The organism is Rhodococcus sp. BH5 (assembly GCF_027583855.1).
GTDB lineage: Bacteria > Actinomycetota > Actinomycetes > Mycobacteriales > Mycobacteriaceae > Rhodococcus_F > Rhodococcus_F qingshengii.
This window is the reverse complement of sequence record NZ_JAJHVW010000007.1, coordinates 18,273-39,952: the sequence shown is the minus strand read 5'-3', so window position 1 is coordinate 39,952 and position 21,680 is coordinate 18,273. Positions and strand designations below refer to the sequence as shown.

19 protein-coding genes are annotated in these 21,680 nt (G+C 60.5%); 15 read left to right on the top strand and 4 right to left on the bottom strand.

The annotated features are described in order from the left end of the window. The first annotated feature begins 208 nt into the window (after window positions 1-208). From RhoBH5_RS18595 to RhoBH5_RS18555, 9 genes are all read left to right on the top strand, one after another. Window positions 209-1,435 (top strand): aminotransferase class I/II-fold pyridoxal phosphate-dependent enzyme, encoded by a 1,227-nt coding sequence (locus tag RhoBH5_RS18595; RefSeq protein WP_270008654.1) that lies wholly within the window; start codon window positions 209-211, stop codon window positions 1,433-1,435. Then, entirely contained in the window at window positions 1,432-2,631 is a 1,200-nt protein-coding gene (locus RhoBH5_RS18590; protein ID WP_007726452.1) for an MFS transporter, read from the top strand. Before RhoBH5_RS18595 ends, RhoBH5_RS18590 begins: the two co-directional genes overlap by 4 nt. After that, the gene (locus tag RhoBH5_RS18585; protein WP_064443218.1) at window positions 2,618-4,219 is read left to right on the top strand and encodes a carboxyl transferase domain-containing protein; all 1,602 of its coding nucleotides are present in this window, start codon (window positions 2,618-2,620) and stop codon (window positions 4,217-4,219) included. The genes RhoBH5_RS18590 and RhoBH5_RS18585 overlap by 14 nt, the downstream gene beginning before the upstream one ends. A 4-nt stretch (window positions 4,220-4,223) precedes the next feature. Continuing rightward, a complete protein-coding gene (locus tag RhoBH5_RS18580) occupies window positions 4,224-6,191 on the top strand; it encodes an acetyl/propionyl/methylcrotonyl-CoA carboxylase subunit alpha (RefSeq protein WP_256520438.1) in 1,968 nt (655 codons plus the stop codon). 61 nt (window positions 6,192-6,252) lie between these two features. Continuing rightward, complete coding sequence (locus tag RhoBH5_RS18575) at window positions 6,253-7,083, top strand: sulfurtransferase (protein WP_162114770.1); 831 nt, start codon at window positions 6,253-6,255, stop codon at window positions 7,081-7,083. After that, complete coding sequence (locus RhoBH5_RS18570) at window positions 7,080-8,384, top strand: NtaA/DmoA family FMN-dependent monooxygenase (RefSeq protein ID WP_256520437.1); 1,305 nt, start codon at window positions 7,080-7,082, stop codon at window positions 8,382-8,384. The genes RhoBH5_RS18575 and RhoBH5_RS18570 overlap by 4 nt, the downstream gene beginning before the upstream one ends. A 14-nt stretch (window positions 8,385-8,398) precedes the next feature. Continuing rightward, the gene (locus tag RhoBH5_RS18565; RefSeq protein ID WP_161120337.1) at window positions 8,399-10,009 is read left to right on the top strand and encodes an ABC transporter substrate-binding protein; all 1,611 of its coding nucleotides are present in this window, start codon (window positions 8,399-8,401) and stop codon (window positions 10,007-10,009) included. Window positions 10,010-10,068: 59 nt separating this feature from the next. Further along, window positions 10,069-11,046, top strand: a complete 978-nt coding sequence (locus RhoBH5_RS18560; RefSeq protein WP_007726443.1) for an ABC transporter substrate-binding protein — start codon at window positions 10,069-10,071, stop codon at window positions 11,044-11,046. A gap of 281 nt (window positions 11,047-11,327) precedes the next feature. Next, window positions 11,328-11,795, top strand: coding sequence for a DIP1984 family protein (locus tag RhoBH5_RS18555; protein ID WP_270008653.1), 468 nt, complete (start codon window positions 11,328-11,330; stop codon window positions 11,793-11,795). Window positions 11,796-12,049: 254 nt separating this feature from the next. Here RhoBH5_RS18555 and RhoBH5_RS18550 read toward each other — a convergent pair whose 3' ends face one another. Further along, the gene (locus RhoBH5_RS18550) at window positions 12,050-12,271 is read right to left on the bottom strand and encodes an RGCVC family protein (protein ID WP_042925672.1); all 222 of its coding nucleotides are present in this window, start codon (window positions 12,269-12,271) and stop codon (window positions 12,050-12,052) included. A gap of 238 nt (window positions 12,272-12,509) precedes the next feature. Between RhoBH5_RS18550 and RhoBH5_RS18545 the strand changes: the two genes are divergently transcribed. The 3 genes from RhoBH5_RS18545 (at window position 12,510) to RhoBH5_RS18535 (ending at window position 15,510) form a co-directional block, all read left to right on the top strand. Continuing rightward, the gene (locus RhoBH5_RS18545) at window positions 12,510-12,854 is read left to right on the top strand and encodes a nitroreductase/quinone reductase family protein (RefSeq protein ID WP_270008652.1); all 345 of its coding nucleotides are present in this window, start codon (window positions 12,510-12,512) and stop codon (window positions 12,852-12,854) included. 234 nt (window positions 12,855-13,088) lie between these two features. After that, window positions 13,089-13,820, top strand: coding sequence for a response regulator transcription factor (locus RhoBH5_RS18540; protein WP_054187603.1), 732 nt, complete (start codon window positions 13,089-13,091; stop codon window positions 13,818-13,820). Beyond that, window positions 13,810-15,510, top strand: coding sequence for a sensor histidine kinase (locus tag RhoBH5_RS18535; protein WP_042452382.1), 1,701 nt, complete (start codon window positions 13,810-13,812; stop codon window positions 15,508-15,510). Before RhoBH5_RS18540 ends, RhoBH5_RS18535 begins: the two co-directional genes overlap by 11 nt. A gap of 3 nt (window positions 15,511-15,513) precedes the next feature. Here the strand turns inward: RhoBH5_RS18535 and RhoBH5_RS18530 are convergent, their stop codons facing one another. Next, window positions 15,514-15,894, bottom strand: coding sequence for a VOC family protein (locus RhoBH5_RS18530; RefSeq protein ID WP_007726436.1), 381 nt, complete (start codon window positions 15,892-15,894; stop codon window positions 15,514-15,516). A gap of 199 nt (window positions 15,895-16,093) precedes the next feature. Between RhoBH5_RS18530 and ctaD the strand changes: the two genes are divergently transcribed. From ctaD to RhoBH5_RS18515, 3 genes are read left to right on the top strand one after another with little or no spacing between them, the layout of a single operon-like run. Next, complete coding sequence (gene ctaD / locus RhoBH5_RS18525; RefSeq protein ID WP_007726434.1) at window positions 16,094-17,836, top strand: aa3-type cytochrome oxidase subunit I; 1,743 nt, start codon at window positions 16,094-16,096, stop codon at window positions 17,834-17,836. Beyond that, window positions 17,829-18,080, top strand: coding sequence for a hypothetical protein (locus tag RhoBH5_RS18520; protein ID WP_007726433.1), 252 nt, complete (start codon window positions 17,829-17,831; stop codon window positions 18,078-18,080). The genes ctaD and RhoBH5_RS18520 overlap by 8 nt, the downstream gene beginning before the upstream one ends. Then, complete coding sequence (locus tag RhoBH5_RS18515) at window positions 18,058-18,876, top strand: universal stress protein (protein ID WP_209922894.1); 819 nt, start codon at window positions 18,058-18,060, stop codon at window positions 18,874-18,876. Before RhoBH5_RS18520 ends, RhoBH5_RS18515 begins: the two co-directional genes overlap by 23 nt. Window positions 18,877-18,893: 17 nt before the next feature. Here RhoBH5_RS18515 and RhoBH5_RS18510 read toward each other — a convergent pair whose 3' ends face one another. Both RhoBH5_RS18510 and katG read right to left on the bottom strand, forming a co-directional pair. Continuing rightward, complete coding sequence (locus RhoBH5_RS18510; RefSeq protein ID WP_003941446.1) at window positions 18,894-19,367, bottom strand: NUDIX hydrolase; 474 nt, start codon at window positions 19,365-19,367, stop codon at window positions 18,894-18,896. Between the two features lie 79 nt (window positions 19,368-19,446). Continuing rightward, on the bottom strand, window positions 19,447-21,669 hold the full coding sequence (gene katG / locus RhoBH5_RS18505; protein ID WP_270008649.1) for a catalase/peroxidase HPI: 2,223 nt from the start codon (window positions 21,667-21,669) through the stop codon (window positions 19,447-19,449). Window positions 21,670-21,680: the final 11 nt, after the last annotated feature.

Sequence of the window (21,680 nt, the reverse complement as noted above, 5' to 3'; positions counted from 1 at the left end):
TCTCTGAACTGCAACAACGCCTTAAGTTACAGATTCAACTAGTTCCAAACCATAGGGTTTCTTCCTTTTTCTCGGCGTCTCGATTCCGTAATGCTTGACATCGAATTGTCTTTCGTTCTCAATGAGCGATGTCAACTGACGATGATGCATCTCAGTGCATCAACGCAGTAATTCCGCAATCGAATCCAGTGAAGGGACCAGCCGCGAAATGACGGTTGCCGAGAGCTTGAAAGATAGGAATCTGTACTCCAACCTCAGGCGTGCTGCTGATTTGAGCAACCCATTCTGGGATCGCGCAGTCAGTGAGGGTCTGGCCGATATCACCGCCGATCGCGTCGCAGGTTTCGAACACCGGACGATCCAAGGATACGAATTCGAGAACTTCTCCACGTACTCGTATCTGGGGCTCGACACCGACGACCGAATTCGTTCGGGTGCGATCGCCGCTCTCGAGCGCGAACGAACGTTGAACAGTTCCATCTCGCGGATGAGAGTCCACTCCAGCCTTCTCGACGACACAGAGGCCGCGTTGAGCGAACTGCTTGACGCACATGTGCTCACCCTCGGATCCGCCGCAAACGCTGCGTGGAGCTTGCTCCCCCTCGTCGCGTCCGGGTTGCTCACCGGCGGTGAACCTCCCCTCATGGTGTTCGACAAGAACGCACACTTCTGCCTCAATGCCATGAAGGCGAGCGTCGCCGACGAAACGACGATCGTGACCATTCGGCACGACGACGTCGATGAACTCGAAAGTCTTTGCCGAACAAATTCTCAGGTGGCATACGTGGCGGACACCGTCTACAGCACAGGCGGGAAGGCGCCCCTGAACGAACTGTTTGCATTACAGGCCAAATACGGACTGATTCTCGTTCTCGACGAGGCGCACAGCACCTCGGTCATCGGACACAACGGGCGTGGCGCGGTCCTGGATCTCATCGGCAGCCTCAATGATCGAACATTCTTGCTGACATCACTGAACAAGGGATTCGGTGCTTCCGGCGGTGCGATCGCACTCGGCCGGAACGGGGGCAGTCGAAATCGTGATCTCGCACTTCGCTACGGCGGCCCGTTGACGTGGTCGCAGCGTGTGAACGTAGCCGGGCTGGGTGCTATTGCGGCGTCCGTGGAGCTCCACCGCAGCGGAGAGGTCGACAAGCGGCAGCGGCAACTTCGCAGGGTTGTCGAACTGTTCGATTCGCTCGTCGACACGCCGGCATCGGGCGATGGACTCCCGATCCGCTTCGTCACGCTCCACGAGGAAGAACAAACCATCACCGCAGCACAGAAACTGCTGGCTAGCGGTTTCTACACATCGGCGGTCTTCTTCCCTGTCATCGGCCGGGGCAAAGCCGGGCTGAGACTGATGCTTCGGGCGGACCTTCCACATGCAACGATCGAGCGCTTCGCCGACGTCCTACGAAGTGTCACGGAATGAGCGACGACCGCACTGTCGCAGTGACACCGCTGGCTTGTGCCGTCGTGTTGACAGCACAAATGGCCACGACCATCTACCTCCCTTCACTGCCGAAGATCGCGACGGATCTGGGCATCGAAGATTCCGTGGTGAAGTGGTCGGTGACACTCTTCGTGATCAGTGCCGCACTTCCGGTGGTCGTGTGGGGGCGGTTGGCAGATCGACTCGGACGCAGGACGGCACTGTTGTCCAGCTTGGTATTGTTCGTGATCGCCTGCATTGCATTGGCTTTGGTCCAGAGCGCCGCCGTACTACTGATCGGCCGGATCGTTCAAGGCATCGGAGCAGGAGGTGCGGCCATCATCGTGCGAATGATGGTGAAGGACAAGTTCACCGGTTCGGAGTTGGCTAGCCGCTTGTCGCTGTTGTCGATGGCATTTGTGGTGGCACTGGGCGGTGGCCAACTGATCGGCGGCGCTCTTGCGTCGTTCACCTCGTGGCGAACCGGCTTCGGCGTGCTCGGAGTACTCGGAGCAGCACTCGCTGCGGTGGCACTGAGGACCGAGAACACCACAGTCCGCGACAACAACGAACGCGTTGTTCGGTGGAATGCCATAGTCCTGACACCCCGGTTCTACAAACCAGCCATTGCGGGGGGCCTGGGTTTCGGCGCGATAGTCCTTGTGCAGCAATCGAGCCCCTTCCTGTTCAGCGATCGATTCGACTTGCAACCGTGGGCATTCGGAGCCTTCGGAATCCTCTACGGAACCGCCTACTTCAGCGGCGCGCTTTACGTCAATCGAAGGGCCACAACCGTCGGTTCAGAGAAGTTGATGCGTCGAGGTGCGCTGTGCATGCTGCTTGCCGGCCTCGTCCTCATGCTCTGCTGGTATCCCCCACTCGGTTCCACGCCGTTGCTCGCGGTCTTCCTGCTCGGATACATCGCATTGACATTTGGGCAATCGCTTCTCTTCCCGAACTCGGCAGCATCAGCAGTGACGCATTTTGCTGAAGGCGGAGCCATCGCCGTCGCGTACTGCGGACTCGTACAGCAGGGAATTGCCGGCTTCGCCTCTGTAGTCGGACCTCTCGCATCCGATGAACGCGTGTGGTCAGCAATCGTCGCACTGATCACTGCAGCAGCGACTGCGCTCGTATTCTCCCTCCGCACAGCTTCCTCCGAACCGACAGTAGGTACGTCCCATGCCCGTCATTGAACGCACCGCACAACTCGACCCCGGTACCCGCGAGCAAAACTTACTGGCATACAAGGAAATTCGCGAGCGAGTTGCGGACGCCCAACACTTGTCCGTTCACGGGGCACCCGAGCGGTCGGTTGCCAAGCACCGGGCTCGCGGCAAATTGCCCGCTCGCGAACGCATCGATGCTCTTCTCGACGTGCAGTCCCCGTTCTTCGAGATCGGACAACTGGCCGGATTCGAGGTGTACGACGAGCAACTCCCGTCGGCTGGTCTGGTCACGGGCGTAGGGCTCATCCGCGGCTCACTCTGCGCCGTCTTCGCGAACGACGCCACCGTCAAGGGCGGCACCTACTACCCGCTGACCGTCAAGAAGCAACTGCGATTGCAATCCGTCGCTCGTCGGCTGAGGCTGCCGTGTGTCTATCTCGTCGATTCCGGAGGTGTTTTCCTTCCGATGCAGGACGAGATCTTCCCCGACGAGCACCATTTCGGCGAGATGTTCAAGAACATCGCCGAAATGTCGGCAGACGGCATCGTTCAGATCGCAGCAGTCATGGGTTCCTGCACGGCTGGAGGTGCATACATCCCAGCGATGTGCGACGAGACCGTCATCGTCCGCGGTACCGGCACCGTCTATCTGGGCGGCCCTCAGTTGGTCAAGGCTGCAACCGGTGTCGACGTCGAACCGCAAGAGCTCGGCGGCGCCGACGTGCACGGGGTGATCAGCGGCGTCGTCGATCACATCGCCAACGACGACATCGAGGCTCTGAGCATGATCGCCGACATCGTCGCCCGCGGTCATCGACGGGAGGTACGGGCGCCGTCACGATCTCCGCGACCACCTCTTCACTCCCCCGAGCAGCTCGACACGGTGATCCCGGCTTCCTCGAAAACCCCGATCGTCGCGCGCGACGTTCTGGCCCACCTGCTCGATGCCAGCGAATTAGTCGAGTACCGAGCGAATTACGGCCGAACCATCGTCTGCGGGACCGGCCACATCGAGGGGTACACCGTCGGGGTCATCATGAACGACGGTGTGCTCTTTTCGGAGGACTCCCTCAAGGCCGCGAACTTCGTCGAACTGTGCTCACAACGAGACATCCCATTGTTGTTCCTGCACAACGTCAACGGATTCATGGTCGGGAAGCAGTACGAGGCGGAAGGTATCGCCAAACACGGCGCGAAACTGGTCAATGCCGTTGCCTGCGCCAGGGTTCCCAAGCTCAGCATCGTCATCGGCGGAAGCTACGGGGCGGGAAATCTCGCGATGTGCGGACGCTCGATAGGTCCTGACTTCATGGCCGTGTGGCCGAACGCGAAGACCACCGTGGTCGGTTCCGAGCAAGCAGCGTCGGTGATGGCATTGATGAAGATCGAATCTGCGCGCACACGCGGAACTCCGCTCACGGAAGAGGAAATCGAAGAAATCAAACGGCCGATACGCGAAGGTTACGACCGGCAGGGCGAGTCGGTGTACGTCGCATCCAGGCTATGGGTTGACGCGATCGTCGACCCGGTCGACACGCGATCCTGGGTTTCACTCGCGCTGTCCATGCTTCCCCGCAATCACGGAACAACGCGCTTCGGCGTCTTCAGGATGTGAGAACATGACTCGACTTCTCATCGCCAATCGGGGTGAAATCGTCACGCGCATCGCGCGCACGGCCCGTCGTCTCGGCATGTCGGTAGTGACGATCTCCTCCCCCGTCGATTCACACGCACAGTGGCATCGCCTCGCCGATCACACCGTGCTTCTGGACGGAGACATCCCCTCGGAGTCCTACACCGATTCGGATCAAATCATTGCGGCCGCGCTGGCCGCGGATTGCGATGCCGTGCACCCGGGTTACGGATTCCTCTCCGAAGACTCCGATTTCGCTGAAGCCGTCGTCGCTGCAGGTCTGACATTCGTCGGTCCGGCCGCTGAATCCATCGCTCTACTCGGAGACAAGGCAAGAGCGAAGAAGGCCGCCGCTGACGCCGGCATCCCGACTCTCACCGCGTGGGGCGAGGCAAGCGCCGATCCCGATACCGTCCTCGGTCACGTTCGATCTCTCGACGTGCCGGTGCTGCTGAAACCGGTGTTCGGGGGCGGCGGCAAGGGGATGGTTCGACTACATCCGGGTGATGACGCACGAGAGGTCATCACCTCTGCAATCGGTTTGAACGAAAGGAACTTCGGCCGCGGCGACCTGATGATCGAAACGCTGGTGGAGCGTCCGCGTCACATCGAAGTTCAGGTCCTCTTCGATTCCTTCGGTACAGGAGTTCACTTCTTCACCCGTGAATGCTCCCTACAGCGTCGGAACCAGAAGATCATCGAGCAGGCACCGGCAAGTTCTGTCCCCGAATCGGTCCTGGGAGCCATGCAGCACGACGCTCTGCGACTACTCGGAGGCGTCGGCTACGTGAATGCGGCAACCGTCGAATTTCTGGTTGACGCCGAAAACCGCTACTACTTTCTCGAAGTCAACACGCGCCTACAAGTCGAACACACGGTCACCGAGGAAGTGACCGGCGTCGATCTCGTCGAACTGCAACTCGACATCGCCCTCGGCGCCCGTTTGCCGTTACAGCAGCGCCATATCGCGCTGCGGGGTTTCGCGGTGCAAGCCAGAATCTACGCCGAGGATCCGTCGAACGGGTTTCGGCCCGCACCTTCACATTCCGTGGACATAGCCTGGCCGTCGGGGGTTCGCATCGACGGTGCTTTCGAGGGTGCCGGCAGCATTCCGCCGTTCTACGATCCGATGATCGCAAAGGTCATAGCAAGCGGTCCGACGCGGTCAACCGCACTGGAATCATTGGACCGAGCTTTGGCCGACTCGAGTTACTTCGGTGGAACCTCGAATATCGGTTTCCTCCGACTTCTCTTGGCGACACCGGCTGTGCGCGCGGATGACATTCACACTTCCTTCGTCGACGAGCACCTCACTCGGTTGATCCCGGATTCTGCAGAGCTCCAGGCCACCGCCGCTGCTGTTGCGATGGTGTGGACTTCCGTCGAGGAACAATCGCCGGTCACCGGGTCGTCATGGACCGGCCCCCACGGACTACATCGAGAGACATTGCGCAAGTTGGGATCCGACCCGATCGGACGCGAACTCATTGCCGACGGCCGCGTCGTGCCGACAACCGTCATCTCACAACGAAGCAACCACTGGATTGTCGCCGCCGACGGCCGGAACATTTCGGTGGTCGTCAGGGGTGGAACAGACGAGGTGACACTCAGTCTGGTCGCCGATGGTTTGACAACCACCGCTGGGCGCCTCGGAGTCGGCACCGGTACATGGGTGTGCGTTGGTGGCTGGACCGTGAAGGTGGACGAGAAAGTCTATACAGCAAAGGATTCCGATCTCAGCGACGGAGAGATCACATCGAAGATGCCGGGAACCGTGCTGGCAGTGCTGCAGACTGGAACGCGGGTGTCGGAAGGTGATGTCGTCGCGGTCGTAGAAGCAATGAAGATGGAGACTGCCCTTCGTGCTTCCTCACCCGGAATCGTCTCGGCGGTGACAGTAACGGTGGGAGATGTCATCGATGCCGGACAAGTGCTGGCAGCCGTGGCGCCATGAGTAAAGATTGCCACGATCTTATCTCTTTCTTGACTGAAGCAATTGTTACACAATATCTTTCATGTCAGAAGCAGGGGGAATCGAGCGTCGCGCAGTCATTGTTTCCGCAACCGAACTCCGCGAACTCATTCGTTCCGATCGGACGCTCGTCGTCGTCAACGTGGTGCGAGACAACAGCGAGGGCGGAGCCGGAATCATTACTGCGCCGCAGTCCATCACATTGTCGATCAACGACTTTCAAAGCAGTGGCGGCGGGACTGACGGGAATCGACCGCTGCCAGACCTCGACGCATTCGGAAGAACACTGAACGATCTGAAAGTATCCGCCGATGCTCACATCGTGGTCTACAGTTCGGACAGCCCCCTGCTTGCGGCCCGCGCGTGGTTCACGCTTCGCTGGGCAGGACGTTCAGTGCGGTACTTGGACGGCGGATCGTCCGGATGGGTTACAGCCCGGAAACGCATATCGACAAACGATTCGATTCTCGTACCACCTTCCACCACTAGCACGACACTCGCCGACGCAGAAGACGCCCTGCGCGCGGCATCGGCCGGCAGATTGCTCGACGCCCGAGGATCGAGCAGTTTCCGCGCCGGCCACATTCCCGGATCTATCTCAGCGCCGGCAACTGACCTACTCGACGACAACGGATTCCTACTTCCCGACCGCGAGTTACGAGAATACTTCCACCAGTTCGGAATAGAGCGTGGTGCCACCGTCGTGTCCTATTGCGGCGGCGGAGTTGCCGCGTCGCACAACGCACTGGCGCTTGCAGCGGTCGGCATCAGCTCCGCGGTCTACGTCGCGTCGTGGTCGGGGTGGAGCGCCGACCCCGAACGACCCGTCTCCACTGACATCCATCACACACCAAGGAATCCGGACCAGCGATGACACGACAGATGATCCTCGGCGCCTACATGGTCTTTCCGAGTATGCACAGTGCCGGAATGTGGCGGCATTCGTACTCGGAGAATGCCTTCGAGGACAGAGCGCTCTACGAGCGATACGCGCAAGCAGCGGAACGAGCAAAATTCGACCTGATACTGATACCTGAGCGTGTGCACTACGTCGACGGCCACACCAAATACGGTCTGCTGACCGGCTTTCAACATGATCCGACGCAGTTGGCTGCAGTGGTGGCCGGCGCAACAAATCGTATCGGTCTCGGCGTAACCCTTTCGGCAAGCTTCAACAGCCCGTACAACCTGGCGAGAACTCTGGGCAGCCTCGACATACTCAGCGGTGGGCGCGCGGCCTGGAACATCGTGATGACGGCACCCGGTCCGGCTAACGACAACTTTCCCGAAGTCGATCGGCTTCCGAGAGAAGAACTGTACGAGCGCGGCGACGAAGTTCTCGAAGCAACCACCGCACTCTGGTCGTCGTGGGACGGCGACGCCGTATCGGCCGATCGCGACAGCGGAATCTACGCAGACACAAGCAAGATTCACGCGGCCGACTACAAGGGCAAATACTTGTCGGTGCAGGGTCCACTCACCTTGCCACAATCACCTCAGGGCCGCCCGGTCTTCATCCAGGCAGGTGAATCTGTGAGAGGGCGCGAATTCGGTGGGCGGTGGGCAGATCTGGTCTTTGCGATCGACCCGTTGGAGGAAGATCTTCGAGCGAAGCGCAAGGCAATTCGCAGCTACGCGGAAGAGGCCGGACGCGACCCTGATTCGGTGCGCCTCGTCGCCGCTGTGCAACCGATAGTCGGCGAGACGACGAGCATCGCGAAGGAACGGCAGGAGTACCTGCGATCCTTGATCCATCCGGATGCGGCAATCGAGTGGGTCTCCCACTCCGCAGGACTAGACTTGTCGCAGTTCGATCCGTCCACTCCGATCGCCGAAGTTCTCAACCGCGGTAGTGGCCCCTCGCGTCGATTGGCACGCCTGATCGAATCCCGAAATCTCACCATCGCCGAAACCGCAGAGTTGTTCGCGCGCAATGATCTCACTCCCGAGATTGTCGGCTCGCCGCAAGAAGTGGCGGACGAGTTGACGCACCTCTTCGAATCGGGAGCAGCTGACGGTTTCATCCTGACCGCTACCCACTTCCCCAGGGGGCTCGACGACTTCGCGAGTTCCGTCGTGCCACTTCTGCAAGATCGGGGCGTGTTCCGGCGCGAATACACCGGAACGACCCTGCGGTCCCACATCTTCGACACCACTCGCACTTCCCCACGATGAACGGAACTCAGCCCATGACGACGTCGCGGCTTTCATCCATACCGATCCGAGTCGCCATCCTGGCGTCGACGCTTGCAGTTGCAGCCGGCTGCAGCACTGCAACGCCAGCTGCGAGCGCCGACCCCGAGCCCGTGTCAGGGGGCGATCTGACCTTTGCGATCAATACGTTTCCACCGTGCATCGACAAGACCCTGAACGGTCAAACTGCTACGGCATTCCATCCACTCTACGACAAACTCGTCGACCAGAACCTCGAGACCGGGGAGATAGTGCCTTGGTTGGCGACGTCCTGGGAGGTCCGGAACGACGGTCGACGATTCGTCTTCGCTCTGCGGGACGGCGTGACCTTCAGCAACGGCGAGCGTCTGGATGCGCAGGTTGTCGCGGACAACTTCGAAAGCCAGAAGAGACTGGGAGACAGTGGCTTCGCGACCACTGCGAAGTCACATCTCGCAAACTTCACTGGAGCGGAGGTACTCGACGCTTCCACTGTCGCACTCAATTTCTCGGAACCGTCAGCGGGCTTCCTTCAAGCCGCCCGCTCCGACACGCTCGCCATCATCGCACCGGAATCGTTGAAGAAGACGCCCGAAGAACGCTGCGCCCAGGGCGTTATCGCTTCCGGCCCGTTCGTACAGAAAGAACTGGAGACCAACGCGAAGGTCGTCCTCGCTCGTCGGGACGGGTACCACTGGGGATCCTCACTCAACAAGAACAAGGGAGAGGCCTATCTGGATTCGATCACCTTTTTGGTGGTCCCCGAATCCTCGGTGCGAATCGGCGGTTTGACGTCAGGACAACTGGACGCCGCGATCGACATTCCGAGCACAGACGTCGACCGGGCAGAAGGCGCCGGACTCACTGTCATCCCGTCCCTTGCTGCCGGCATCAACGACTCGCTCTTGCTCAACCCCACGTTCGCGCCGGTACTTGCGGACCTGAACGTGCGGCGTGCTTTGGTGAAGGGCATCGATACCCAGCAGATCATCGACACCACCTACACACCGAGTGACGAGAAAGCGCGAAGCATCTTGTCGGTGAAAGCGCCCGGCTACACCGATCTGTCGTCCGAGTACACCTATGACCCGTCGGGTGCGAAGTCACTGCTGGACGCCAGTGGATGGACAGTCGGCGGTGACGGATTCCGAACCAAGGACGGTGAGAAACTGACCGTCGAATTGGCCTACCGCAACCACCTCCCCCAATCGCAGTTCGAACTGATCCAATCTCAGCTGCGCGACATCGGAGTTGCAGTGAACTTGCAACCTCGCTCGACTGCCGAGGACAACGCCGCGAGAACCGACGGCACATGGGAATCGATCTACTTCCAGAGCTTGCGCGCCGACGGTGACGTACTGCTGGTGTTCAGTCCCACTCTCGGCTCGACCAAAGGCATCGCCTCGACTCCGGAGCTGAATGCATTGCTGGTCAAACAATCTCAGACCGTAGACGTCGATGCGAGAAACGGAGTGTTGAAGGAGATTCAGGAACTGATTGCCGATCAGGCACTGGCGATCCCGTTGCACGCCTCTTCGCTGATCTACGCGACGACTTCCGCGGTTCACGACCTGCGCATCCAAGCCGATCTCTACTCGGTGGACTTCGTGGATGCGTGGAAGAGCTAGCCCACACTTCGTGATCTCGACAACCTGCTTCGACAAACCCTCTTCCCGGAAGGAACCCGATGTTCACCCGTCCTCGCACCGCAACGCTTCTGATCTCTACCCTGGCCACAGTTACTCTCCTGGGTACCGCTTGCGGAAGCCCAGATGAAGAATCGACCGGGCAACACTCCGGTGCAACAACATCCAGTATCAACTTGTCGGCCGAGCAGAACCGCATCAGCACCGACAAGGTTGATTCGATCGCAGCGAAGGTCCCTCAGGAGTTCCGCGACCGGGGCACGATCCGAATCACCGGCAACGCTGGAACCGCTCCACCGTTGCGCTTCTATGCCGACGACGACAAGACTGTCATCGGTTCCGAGACCGACTTCGCGTATTTGATTGCAGAGGTGCTCGGGCTGAAAATCGACCTTCAGGTCGCGGATTGGGCGCAGAATTCGGTGCGGATCGATTCGGGAGACGCAGATGCGTTCATCTCCAACGTGACGGTCACCGAAGAGCGCAAAGAGAAATACGACTTCGCGACGTACCGCCTCGACACTCTCGCGTTCGAGGTCAGAAAGGACAGGAATCTCTCACTCGAGAAGCCGGAAGACATCGCCGGACTGAAGATCGGAGTGGGCGCTGCCACCAATCAGGAGGCGTTGCTGGTGAAGTGGAATGAGGACAACCTCGCAGCTGGGCGTGCTCCCGCTGAAATCACCGTGTACCAGAAGACCACTGACTACTACCTGCCGCTGTCTTCCGGTCGAATCGACGCTTACTTCGGCCCCAACCCGTCATCGCAGTTTCACGCTGCACAGACTGGCGAGAACGAAGTGATCGGTCAGTTCTCCGGAGCCGGTGAGGCCGCGTTGGGCCAGATCGGTGTACTGGTCAAGAAAGACAACGGCTTGGTACAACCGATCAGCGAGGCGATAGATCATCTCATCGAAAACGGCACATACGAGCAAGTTCTCGAGCGATGGAAGATCACCAACGAGGCAGTCGACAAGTCGCTGGTCAATCCCCCTGGCCTCCCGAAGACGAACAAATAGGAAAGGCGCACTCTAACTCGTCGCGGGGCGACTATTTCAGTCTGAACCGCGAGATCGACGGCGGACCATCGTATGCCTCGCCCGCCCCGTCGACCCGAGACCGTGCGCAGCGTGCTCCACCGGCTGCATCGCTTCATCGAAGGACACGCAGCACCAGCTGTCTCCAAGATGATTCGAATGCTGAACTGGGAAGAACGGAGCAAGACAATGGAATCCGACCCAGGTTGTCAACCGAGTGCTAGCTTGAGTTCCCGATTCAGGTCAGAGCAGGAGCTTCATCCATGAAACTGGCAGAGGCACTGGCGCTACGCAGTGACACCACTCGCAAGGTTGCGCACTTGCGCGAGCGGATCGTCGACAATGCACGCCACCAGGAGGGAGAAGTTCCCGCCGAAGACGCCGCCGTCCTTCTCGAAGAGCTGACGTCAACTCTGAGCGAACTCGAACGGTTGATGCGCGCGATCAATCGAACCAATGCGCAGGCGATCCTCGGAAACGGCACTGTCACAGATGCACTCGCCCATCGAGATGTGCTGCGTCTGAGACACTCTGCAGTCAATGCCGCTGCGGACGCCGCGTCGGGGCGCGAAGCGCGAGGTTACGGTCGTCAACTCCGATCAGAATTGGTCTATGTCGCGGCAGTCCCCGTCACCGAACTTCGGGCAATCGCGGACGACCTCGCCCGCGAGATTCGCGAGGTCGATACACAGATTCAACGAACGAATTGGGAGGTGGATCTGATCGAGTAAGCACGGCAGCGTTGGAGCAGGTAGTCGTTCGGCGAAGCGAGCACACACCGCGACCGGCGGTCTATCCGGTCACCTCTGAGCGCGGCGGGCAGCGCACATACACATTGCAGCCCTGCACGTCGTACAGGTAAAAGTGCACTACGCACACATCACCACCACGTGCTGATCGTCGATAGACGAGGGCGGGTTCGGGGCATCCAGCACTGTCGGCGACTACAGGTCGGTGCGTCTCCGATTGGGATGCAGGATGCACCTCAGTAGCGCGAATAGTGCTGCATCTCCTCGCGATCTGCAGCGCAGATGCACTTTCGATCGAGACCGCGGTCGGCTGTCACTGCGCAGAAGCGAACCCCGAGCGGATCGTGGGATTTCATACTGTGCTGACACGCCGGGCAGATCGACGGTGTTTTCTGATCCTCGTCAGTCGACTCGGATTGCCCTCGTGCATTCGACACATCGGACGGGTTCGACGCCATACCGGCGCTCCAGTTCTCGGCCGTTCGACCACAGACCGGGTTGGCGTCGAGGACGACATGGCTTGACCGCGCATATTCGAATGACCCTCGACGTACCCCACGCTACTCGCTTCGGCACACCGGTTTGTACCAATTTCTGCCCACGCGACAATCCCGGTCGAGCAGGATAGAACTACTGCACGCACCATTTCCGTGCAGGATTCGAATTCGTGCAGCATTCGTCGTGAAAGGGCTTCTCGTGAACACTTTCCAACGTGTATCCGCCGCCGTGAACGTAGTGGTCCAACCACTGATCGGCGCTCCGATCGTAGGCAAACTACTGGGCCGTTCCATGACCGTCATCACCTACGTCGGACGCAAGTCCGGTCGCACCTTCAGCGCGCCCGTGTCCTACAAACGAAAAGGCGACCATGTGACGATCGGCATTGCCATGCCGGACAAGAAGAGTTGGTGGCGCAATTTCTACCCGGAACAAGGTCCGATCGTTCTCCAACTGGACGGTATCGATCGCCCCGGCGAGGCACTCGCACACCGAAAAGGCAAGGGTGTCTACGTCTCCGTCGAACTCGCTCCCGTCGACTGAGCGGATCGAACAGCCACCGGTGCAATCACATTCAGCTCACACCCACCGCCTCACGAGATCTGGGTGATTCAGATCTCGTGACGGTCGGGACCTTTGACTCTGTGCAATCGAGACTCGGTCTCGCACCCTTCGACGCGGGTTTTTTGTCGACCATCGGTCGGACAACCCGATCCTGTCGGGACATTACCGTCCGGTAACATCGACGGCAGGCGTGAGCTGGAAGAGGTGACCACCGTGACGATCGGCATCTATCTGGTCGACGACCACGAGATCGTCCGTCGTGGATTGGCAGACCTGTTGAATCAGGTACCGGGATTCAACGTTGTTGGCGAGGCGTCGTGTGTTCGCGAAGCCTCGGCCGGAATACCCGAATGCCGACCCGACGTGGTTGTCATGGACGTCAGACTTCCCGACGGCAACGGTGTGGAACTGTGCCGAGAACTGGCGTCGACCTACCCGAGCGCCGCCACTTTGATGCTCACGTCGTACTCCGACGACGACGCACTGCTCGACGCCCTGATCGCCGGCGCACGAGGATTCGTCCTCAAGAACATCCGCGGCCACGACCTGGTGTCGGCGATCCGCACGGTTGCTACCGGCAAGTCGCTGTTGAACACCCAGGCGGTGATCGGTTTGGTCCGGCGCATCCGGTCCGAACAGGAGTCGGGTACTGCGGCAGCCCTGTTGACCGATCAGGAGCTCTTGATCTTCGAGTTGATCGGCAAGGGACTGAGCAATCGAGAGATCAGCTCGCACGCAGAACTCTCGGAGAAAACAGTCAAGAACTACGTCTCACGCATCCTCGAGAAACTGGGTCTCGAACGTCGAACGCAGGCCGCAGTTCTGGCGACAAAGCTTCGTGCGCGCACTTCGCACCCGGATCCTTCGGGCCAGGCGACCACTCACCTGCTGACGCCGTCCGGCTCGCCCTTCTCCGCCACCACGGGCACGCACCATGCCAGGTAGCCGCGACGCGCTCATGCTCAGCCTTTTCGGCGACATCGCCGGAAGCGCAGAGCTGACTGCTCTCAACCCGACTGCAATTCCCAAACTGCTCAGTGCCGTGTTGACCGTCGGGTCCACACTCCAGCTCGACGAAACCCTGCAACAGATAGTCGACGTCGCGCGACATCTCCTCGAAGCGGACTACGGCGCGCTCGGCGTGAAATCCCCCGACGGACGCTTGTCCCGATTCATCCACTCCGGTTTGACTCAGGGGCAGGTTGCCAAGATCGGGCATCTTCCCGAAGGACACGGCCTGCTGGGCCTGGTCGTTCGAGAACCGTGCCCGGTTCGAACCGACCGAATCTCCTCGCATCCGTCCTCGGCAGGGTTTCCGACCAATCACCCGCCGATGGACACGTTTCTCGGTGTTCCGATCTTCGTCAGGGGCGAGGTGTTCGGCAGCATCTACCTCGCGGACAGCTCGGAACGGACTGCATTCGACGACCGCGACGAGGCTGTACTCCAGATTCTGGCAAATGCTGCGAGCATCGCCATCGACAATGCGCGTCTGTTCGAGGAATCCCGGACGCGAGAAGCCTGGCTCAAGGCCGTCGCCGCCGTCAATGCACGTCTGCTCAGCGGCGGATCCCGCGACGAGACGCTGGCGGAACTGGTTCGGACGACGCGGCACCTCACGGATGGAAATCTTGTGTGCGTCGTTCGCTACGACCTCGGCAGAGAGCCGGTAGTCCACGTCGCCGATGCTGCTGATTCCCAGCCTGTCCCCGCGACCGGATCAGCCGTCGATCTGTCCGGGACCGTGATCGACGACGCTGCGCGGAGCCGGCGGCCGATCTCTGCACCACATGGCAGTTCCGTTCCGGCACTGAATGTTTCCGGCGACGAATCAGTGGTCGCACTCCCCCTCTCCGGGACCTCGTTCGGCGGCGGTGTTCTCTTCGCGTCACGCCGCAGCAACCGCCCGTGGGGAGTGGACGAGATCGAGCAACTGACGGCGATGGCAGACATCGCTTCTGTCACTGTCGAATTCGCAGAACAGCAACGGAAAGAAAGACTGGTCGACGTCCTCGAAGATCGCGACCGAATCGCGCGGGATCTCCATGACCACGTCATCCAACAGCTGTTCGCCACCGGGTTGAGTTTGCAGGGGGTGCTGCAACGTCCAGGCGACGAGGACACCGTTCGAACCGTATTGGACACCTCTGTCGATCAACTCGATCGAACAGTCCGTGAAATCCGCACCGCAGTCTTCGACCTCCATACGAGCGAGATGTCTACTCCCACAAGCCTGCGGCGGCGACTACTCGATGCCGTCAACGGTCTGTCCGGCCACTCGTCGATCACTCCCAGCGTCACTTTCGAGGGAACCATCGACAGTTCCGTCCCGTCTCGACTTGCCCCGCATGCCGAAGCCGTTGTGCGCGAGGGCTTGAGCAACGCTCTGCGGCATGCACATGCCGATGCCATCGACGTCACCATCCGGGCCACCGAGGAGCTTGTCATCAGCATCGTCGACGACGGTGTGGGAATCGACCAGGCAACCAGAATCCACGGTCTCGACAACCTGGCGACCCGCGCTCGTCAGTGCGGAGGCTCGAGCAACATCACCAGCGAGAACGGTGTCACCGAACTGGTGTGGCGTGTTCCGCTGAGCCCCAGGCGAAGTCCGTTGCCGATCCAGCATCGTTGAGCGTCAGAGCGGATCCAGTTGGGCCTTGAGCAGGCAGAACTCGTTACCTTCCGGATCGGCCAGGACATGCCATTGTTCGTGTCCTGTCTGGCCGATGTCGGCCGGCCGCGCACCAAGACTCAACAGGCGTTCCAGTTCGGCCTCCTGATCGCGATCGGTGGCGTTGACGTCGATATGCAGGCGGGGCTTGCCCTTCTCCGGTTCGTCTCTGCGACTGAGGATGATCGTCGGCTGCGGACCGCCGAACCCTTCGCGTGGGCCGATCTCCAACGAACCGTCGTCCATTCGATCGAGCACGACGAAGTCCAGGACCTCGCACCAGAACCGGCCCAGCACCTCGGGTTCCCGGCAACCGAGCACCAGTTCACTGATACGACATGCCATGACCATCTCGCTTTCTTTCGGCTCGTGAAGACAACTCTCTCGACCGTACGGGACCACGTGATCTACGCCATGCCTCTGTTCCGATCCTAGGGACCTTTTCCCCTCGTCCGAGTTCCCGGTCGCCACGATCATTGCGTTATGTTCCACAGTCCCAGGCATTCTCGGTCTTTCGTCACGTCGATGTGCGTAGGCGGCCGTCGTGGTTGATCTCGCGCCCCGGCCGGTCGGTGAGGTCGATTCCCCCGCCGATGCAATTCCCCGAACCGCTCCGAAGGGTTCGAAACTGGTCGAGATCCTCAGGACCACCGATCACAAGATGATCGGTCTGATGTACATCGTGACATCGTTTGCCTTCTTCTTGATCGGCGGACTGATGGCACTACTCATGCGCATGGAATTGACCGTTCCGGGAATGCAATTCCTGTCCAACGAGCAGTACAACCAGTTGTTCACCATGCACGGCACGATCATGCTCCTGCTGTACGCGACCCCGGTGTTCTTCGGATTCGCCAACTACCTCATGCCACTGCAGATCGGGTCGCCGGACGTGTGTTTCCCGCGACTCAACGCCTTCAGCTACTGGCTCTATCTCTTCGGCGGCCTGATCGCGTCCGCCGGATTCGTAACACCTGGTGGTGCGGCAGATTTCGGCTGGACCGCCTACGTACCGCTCACCAGCGAACTCCACTCCCCCGGCATGGGCGCCGACCTGTGGATCATCGGTCTCGCTCTCGGCGGCGTCGGCACCATCCTCGGCGCAGTCAACATCGTTTCGACGATCGTCTGCCTGCGCGCCCCGGGTATGACGATGTTCCGCATGCCGATCTTCACGTGGAATGCGCTGGTCGCCAGCATGCTGATCCTCCTCGTTTTTCCGCTGCTCGCTGCTGCCTTGATCGGACTGTGGGTGGACCGGCACCTGGGAGCGCACCTGTTCGACCCCGCCACCGGTGGAGTCATGTTGTGGCAGCACCTGTTCTGGTTCTTCGGCCATCCCGAGGTCTACATTCTGGCGCTGCCGTTCTTCGGCATAGTCTCGGAGATCTTCCCCGTCTTCAGCCGCAAGCCGATCTTCGGATACACCGGATTGGTCTACGCAACATTGGGAATTGCTGCACTGTCGATCGCTGTGTGGGCGCACCACATGTACGCAACCGGCGCCGTTCTCCTCCCCTACTTCTCGTTCATGACCTTCCTGATCGCAGTTCCCACCGGAGTCAAGTTCTTCAACTGGATCGGCACCATGTGGAAGGGGCAGTTGACTTTCGAATCGCCCATGCTGTTCTCCGTCGGCTTCCTGGTCACATTCCTGTTCGGCGGACTCTCCGGCGTCATCCTTGCCAGCCCGCCCTTGGACTTTCATGTCACCGACTCGTACTTTGTTGTCGCGCATTTCCATTACGTCCTCTTCGGGACAATCGCGTTCGCGACATACGCCGGAATCTACTTCTGGTTCCCGAAAATGACCGGCCGGATGTTGGACGAGAAGCTCGCCAAGATCCATTTCTGGTTGACCCTGATCGGCTTTCACGCAACATTTCTCGTCCAGCATTGGCTCGGCGCCCAGGGCATGCCTCGGCGGTACGCGGACTACCTGCCATCGGACAATTTCACTCTTCTCAACACGATCTCGACCATCGGCGCGTTTGTGCTCGGAGCCTCGACGATTCCGTTCATCTGGAACGTTTTCAAGAGCTACCGGTACGGCCGAATTGTGACCGTCGACGATCCTTGGGGCTTCGGAAACTCGCTCGAATGGGCGACGTCCTGCCCACCACCGCGACACAACTTCACCGAACTTCCCCGAATCCGCAGTGAGCGGCCGGCATTCGAACTGCACTACCCCCACATGGTCGAAAGAATGCGCGACGAGGCGCATGTCGGACTGCTTGGTCACAAGTCGGTTTCCGACGTGAGAACTGAGGTGAAACAACATGAATGACGGCACGAAGTACCGAGCCTGGGCAGAAAAGCAGCACCACGAATGCCGAGCGAAACCCGGCCATCTCCTCGCCCCGTTGCTCGTGCTCATGTTCGCTGTCACGACGCTCGTGTGGTTGCCTCTGACGACTGCCGCGTGCTCGATAGTCGTCGCAGGATTGCTGTTCGGCACTGTCCTGCAAGCTAGTTCGCATTCAACAGACACAGCTCGAGGAGTTCACGATGAAGCCCGAACTATCGACTGATCTCATCACCTCGGAGTGGTCCGCGGACGGAGCGGTGGTCGTGTGCATCGACGGATCCCCGCTGCGCCCCGGCGAGATCACGTGGGCGGCTGAGTTCGCACATCGCCACGGTCTCTGGATGCGAATCGTTTTCGTAGCTCCGAGCGCCGATCTGAACACCTCGGCATCGCCGACCGGCCTGTTCATGGAGGCCATTCAGATCGCCGAGTCGGTGTCGCCAGATCTTCGGATCCGGACCGATCTGATCTCCGGGGAGAACACCGCAATTCTCACCGCGCTGACAGCTGAGGCCGCCTTGATCGTCGCACCACAGGACGATCCCGCCGCACCTGGACCGACATGTTCGTTCGCAAGAGTCGGAACACCGCGTGAAAGCAGCACTGCGGCAGCCTTGCCGGTTGTCGTCGGTTTGGACGGAAGCGCCTACAGCGAAAGCGCTCTGGCCATCGCATTCAAGGAAGCAGAGGCAGCGAACACCGAACTGGTCGTCGTGCACGCAGCGCCGCCAGAGGCCGAGCGGCGTCGAGACTTCGCATCCGGGCACGCGCCCCAGCACTCGACGCCGCTGACGTGGCAACTGTCGGGTTGGGCCACGCTCTACCCTGGCGTCGCGATCCGTCAGATCGAGTTCGACGGCCCCTCGGTTGCCATTCTTGAACAACTCTCCACCGAGGCACGGCTTCTCGTCGTGGGTCGGCGTGGGCGAGGCTCGTTCGACGACACCGCTCTCGGCACCACGAGCAGTGCGATGATTCGAAAAGCACACTGCCCGGTCATCGTTGCCAGCGAAGCCTGAATCAGATCGTCACCCGGTCAGAAGCCGTAACTGTGGATGGGTGCGAGCTGACCGGAGTGATGGGCTTCGATTACGAAACGCTCGTGGTCGACCAACTTCTCCGGGAGTTCGTCAACCGGCCACCACCGCAGATCTGCAGATTTCAACGGCTCCATCCGGCGTGGTTCACCCGACCACGTGCGGCATTCGTAGAAGAAGTCCACTCGATGATCCACCGGTTCGCTCCCGTCCGCGTGGCGGCGATGCAACACGGTCAGCGGCTTCAGTTCCGAGGAAAGCAACTCGACACCAAGTTCTTCCGCAGCCTCCCGAACGGCAGCGTCGATCGCCGACTCCCCCAGTTCGACGTGGCCCGCAGCAGCGTGAGCCCAGTATCCGTCCATGAATCCCGTGCCCTCGCGCAATTGCAGCAGCACCTCGCGCCGTTGTACCGGGTTGCTTCGACAGAACATCACGTACACCGCTGGTACCAGCGCAAATTGATCGGCCACACGACCACGCTATCGTGCGCGTGAAATGACGGCGCCCCGCGAGAACAAGCTCGCGGGGCGTCGTCGACGATCTGCTGGATCAGTTCACGTCGAACCGGTCGAGGTCCATCACCTTGGTCCAGGCTGCGGCGAAGTCCTCGGCGAACTTCTGCTTGGCGTCCGCACTGGCGTACACCTCGGCGAGTGCACGCAGTTGCGAATTCGATCCGAAAACGAGATCGACCGCAGTTGCCGTGTACTTCGGATCGCCCGTCACGCGATCAACACCGTCGTAGACGTTTTCGTCCGTCTTCGACGGCTTCCACTCGGTACCCATGTCGAGAAGGTTGACGAAGAAATCGTTGGTCAACGTCTCGGGACGATCGGTGAACACGCCGTGACGGGTATTGCCGAAGTTCGCGTTCAGCGCGCGAAGTCCGCCGACCAGCACTGTCACCTCGGGCGGGGTCAGCGACAGCATGTACGCGCGGTCGACCAACAGAATCTCTGCCGGAATCTTCTCGCCTCCCTTGAGGTAGTTCCGGAATCCGTCGGCCCGGGGTTCGAGTACCTCGAACGAGTCGACGTCTGTCTGCTCCTGCGTTGCATCCGTTCGGCCCGGCGTGAACGAGACCGTGATGTCCTGTCCGGCGTTCTTCGCAGCCTGTTCGACGGCCGCTGTACCACCCAGAACGATCAGGTCGGCGAGAGAAACCTTTGCTCCACCAGCCTGGTTGAAGTCCTGCTGAACACGCTCGAGAGTCTGAAGCACCGCGGAGAGAGCTGCAGGCTCGTTGACTTCCCAATTCTTCTGCGGCTCCAGTCGGATTCGCGCACCGTTGGCGCCGCCGCGCATGTCCGTGCTGCGGAAGCTCGCGGCAGACGCCCACGCCGTCGATACCAACTGCGAAATGGACAGCCCGGAGTCGAGAAGTCGACTCTTGAGGATCGCGATGTCTGCGTCCCCGATCAGTTGATCATCGGCCGAGGGAACCGGGTCCTGCCACAGCTGCGGCTCGGGAACCCAAGGTCCCAGGTAGCGCGTGACCGGTCCCATGTCACGGTGAAGGAGCTTGTACCAAGCCTTGGCGAACTCTTCGGCGAATTCTTCCGGATGATCGAGCCAGCGCCGGGTGATCTTCTCGTACGTCGGATCCAGGCGTAGGGACAGGTCGGTCGTCAGCATCGTCGGGGTGCGTCCGGCCGACGAATCGAACGGATCCGGGATGGTGCCCGCCCCCGCGCCGTCCTTCGGAATCCACTGCCACGCACCCGCCGGACTCTTGGTCAGCTCCCAGTCGTAGCCGTACAGAATCTCCAAGAAGGTGTTGTCCCACTTCGTCGGAGTGGGAGTCCACACGACTTCGAGACCACTGGTGATCGCGTCCTTACCCACACCCGTGCCGAAGGCACTCTTCCAGCCCAGTCCCTGCTGCTCGATGGGAGCACCTTCCGGTTCCGGTCCGACGAGGTCGGCCGGTCCGGCTCCGTGCGTCTTGCCGAAGGTGTGACCGCCGGCGATCAGCGCAGCTGTCTCCACGTCGTTCATCGCCATGCGGGCGAACGTTTCTCGGATGTCGCGGGCGGCCGCTACCGGATCCGGTTGCCCGTTGGGTCCTTCGGGATTGACGTAGATCAGGCCCATCTGCACGGCTCCGAGCGGTCCGGACAGCTCACGGTCTCCGCTGTAACGCTCGTCGCCGAGCCAGGTGTCCTCGGGACCCCAGTAGATCTCCTCGGGCTCCCAGATGTCTTCTCGGCCGAATCCGAAGCCGAAGGTCTTGAACCCCATCGACTCCAGGGCGCAGTTGCCCGCGAACACCAGCAGGTCGGCCCAGGAAACCTGCTTTCCGTACTTCTGCTTCACGGGCCAAAGCAGGCGCCGGGCATTGTCGAGGCTGGCGTTGTCCGGCCAACTGTTGAGCGGGGCGAAACGCTGAGCACCTTGGCCGCCACCGCCGCGGCCGTCTGCAATGCGATAGGTGCCGGCAGCATGCCAGCTCATACGCACGAAGAGTCCGCCGTAGTGCCCGTAGTCGGCCGGCCACCAATCCTGCGACGCCGTCATCAACGCGATGACGTCGCGCTTTAGCGCCTCGACATCGAGCTTGGCGAATTCCTGGGCGTAATCGAAGTCGGCACCCATCGGATTCGACTTCGACGAATGTGAATGCAAGACAGAGAGATCCGGCTGATTCGGCCACCAGTCGCTGTTTGTTCTCGGACGATTCCCGGTAGGCGTCGGAGACGGGATTGCGGGGTTTTCACTTTCGCTGGTGCTCTCGGTGTTTCCGTCGTGAGCAACCGGGCAACTATCGGACACGGTAATCCCTC

Bases quoted from the DNA above. Each gene is read 5' to 3' on its own strand.
- RhoBH5_RS18520 (WP_007726433.1), top strand. From the start codon at position 17,829: ATGAATGACGGCACGAAGTACCGAGCCTGGGCAGAAAAGCAGCACCAC.
- RhoBH5_RS18550 (WP_042925672.1), bottom strand. From the start codon at position 12,271: ATGGCGTCGAACCCGTCCGATGTGTCGAATGCACGAGGGCAATCCGAG.
- RhoBH5_RS18585 (WP_064443218.1), top strand. From the start codon at position 2,618: ATGCCCGTCATTGAACGCACCGCACAACTCGACCCCGGTACCCGCGAG.
- RhoBH5_RS18560 (WP_007726443.1), top strand. From the start codon at position 10,069: ATGTTCACCCGTCCTCGCACCGCAACGCTTCTGATCTCTACCCTGGCC.
- RhoBH5_RS18530 (WP_007726436.1), bottom strand. From the start codon at position 15,894: ATGGCATGTCGTATCAGTGAACTGGTGCTCGGTTGCCGGGAACCCGAG.
- RhoBH5_RS18580 (WP_256520438.1), top strand. From the start codon at position 4,224: ATGACTCGACTTCTCATCGCCAATCGGGGTGAAATCGTCACGCGCATC.
- RhoBH5_RS18575 (WP_162114770.1), top strand. From the start codon at position 6,253: ATGTCAGAAGCAGGGGGAATCGAGCGTCGCGCAGTCATTGTTTCCGCA.
- RhoBH5_RS18555 (WP_270008653.1), top strand. From the start codon at position 11,328: ATGAAACTGGCAGAGGCACTGGCGCTACGCAGTGACACCACTCGCAAG.
- RhoBH5_RS18565 (WP_161120337.1), top strand. From the start codon at position 8,399: ATGACGACGTCGCGGCTTTCATCCATACCGATCCGAGTCGCCATCCTG.
- RhoBH5_RS18535 (WP_042452382.1), top strand. From the start codon at position 13,810: ATGCCAGGTAGCCGCGACGCGCTCATGCTCAGCCTTTTCGGCGACATC.
- RhoBH5_RS18515 (WP_209922894.1), top strand. From the start codon at position 18,058: ATGAAGCCCGAACTATCGACTGATCTCATCACCTCGGAGTGGTCCGCG.
- RhoBH5_RS18595 (WP_270008654.1), top strand. From the start codon at position 209: ATGACGGTTGCCGAGAGCTTGAAAGATAGGAATCTGTACTCCAACCTC.
- RhoBH5_RS18570 (WP_256520437.1), top strand. From the start codon at position 7,080: ATGACACGACAGATGATCCTCGGCGCCTACATGGTCTTTCCGAGTATG.
- RhoBH5_RS18590 (WP_007726452.1), top strand. From the start codon at position 1,432: ATGAGCGACGACCGCACTGTCGCAGTGACACCGCTGGCTTGTGCCGTC.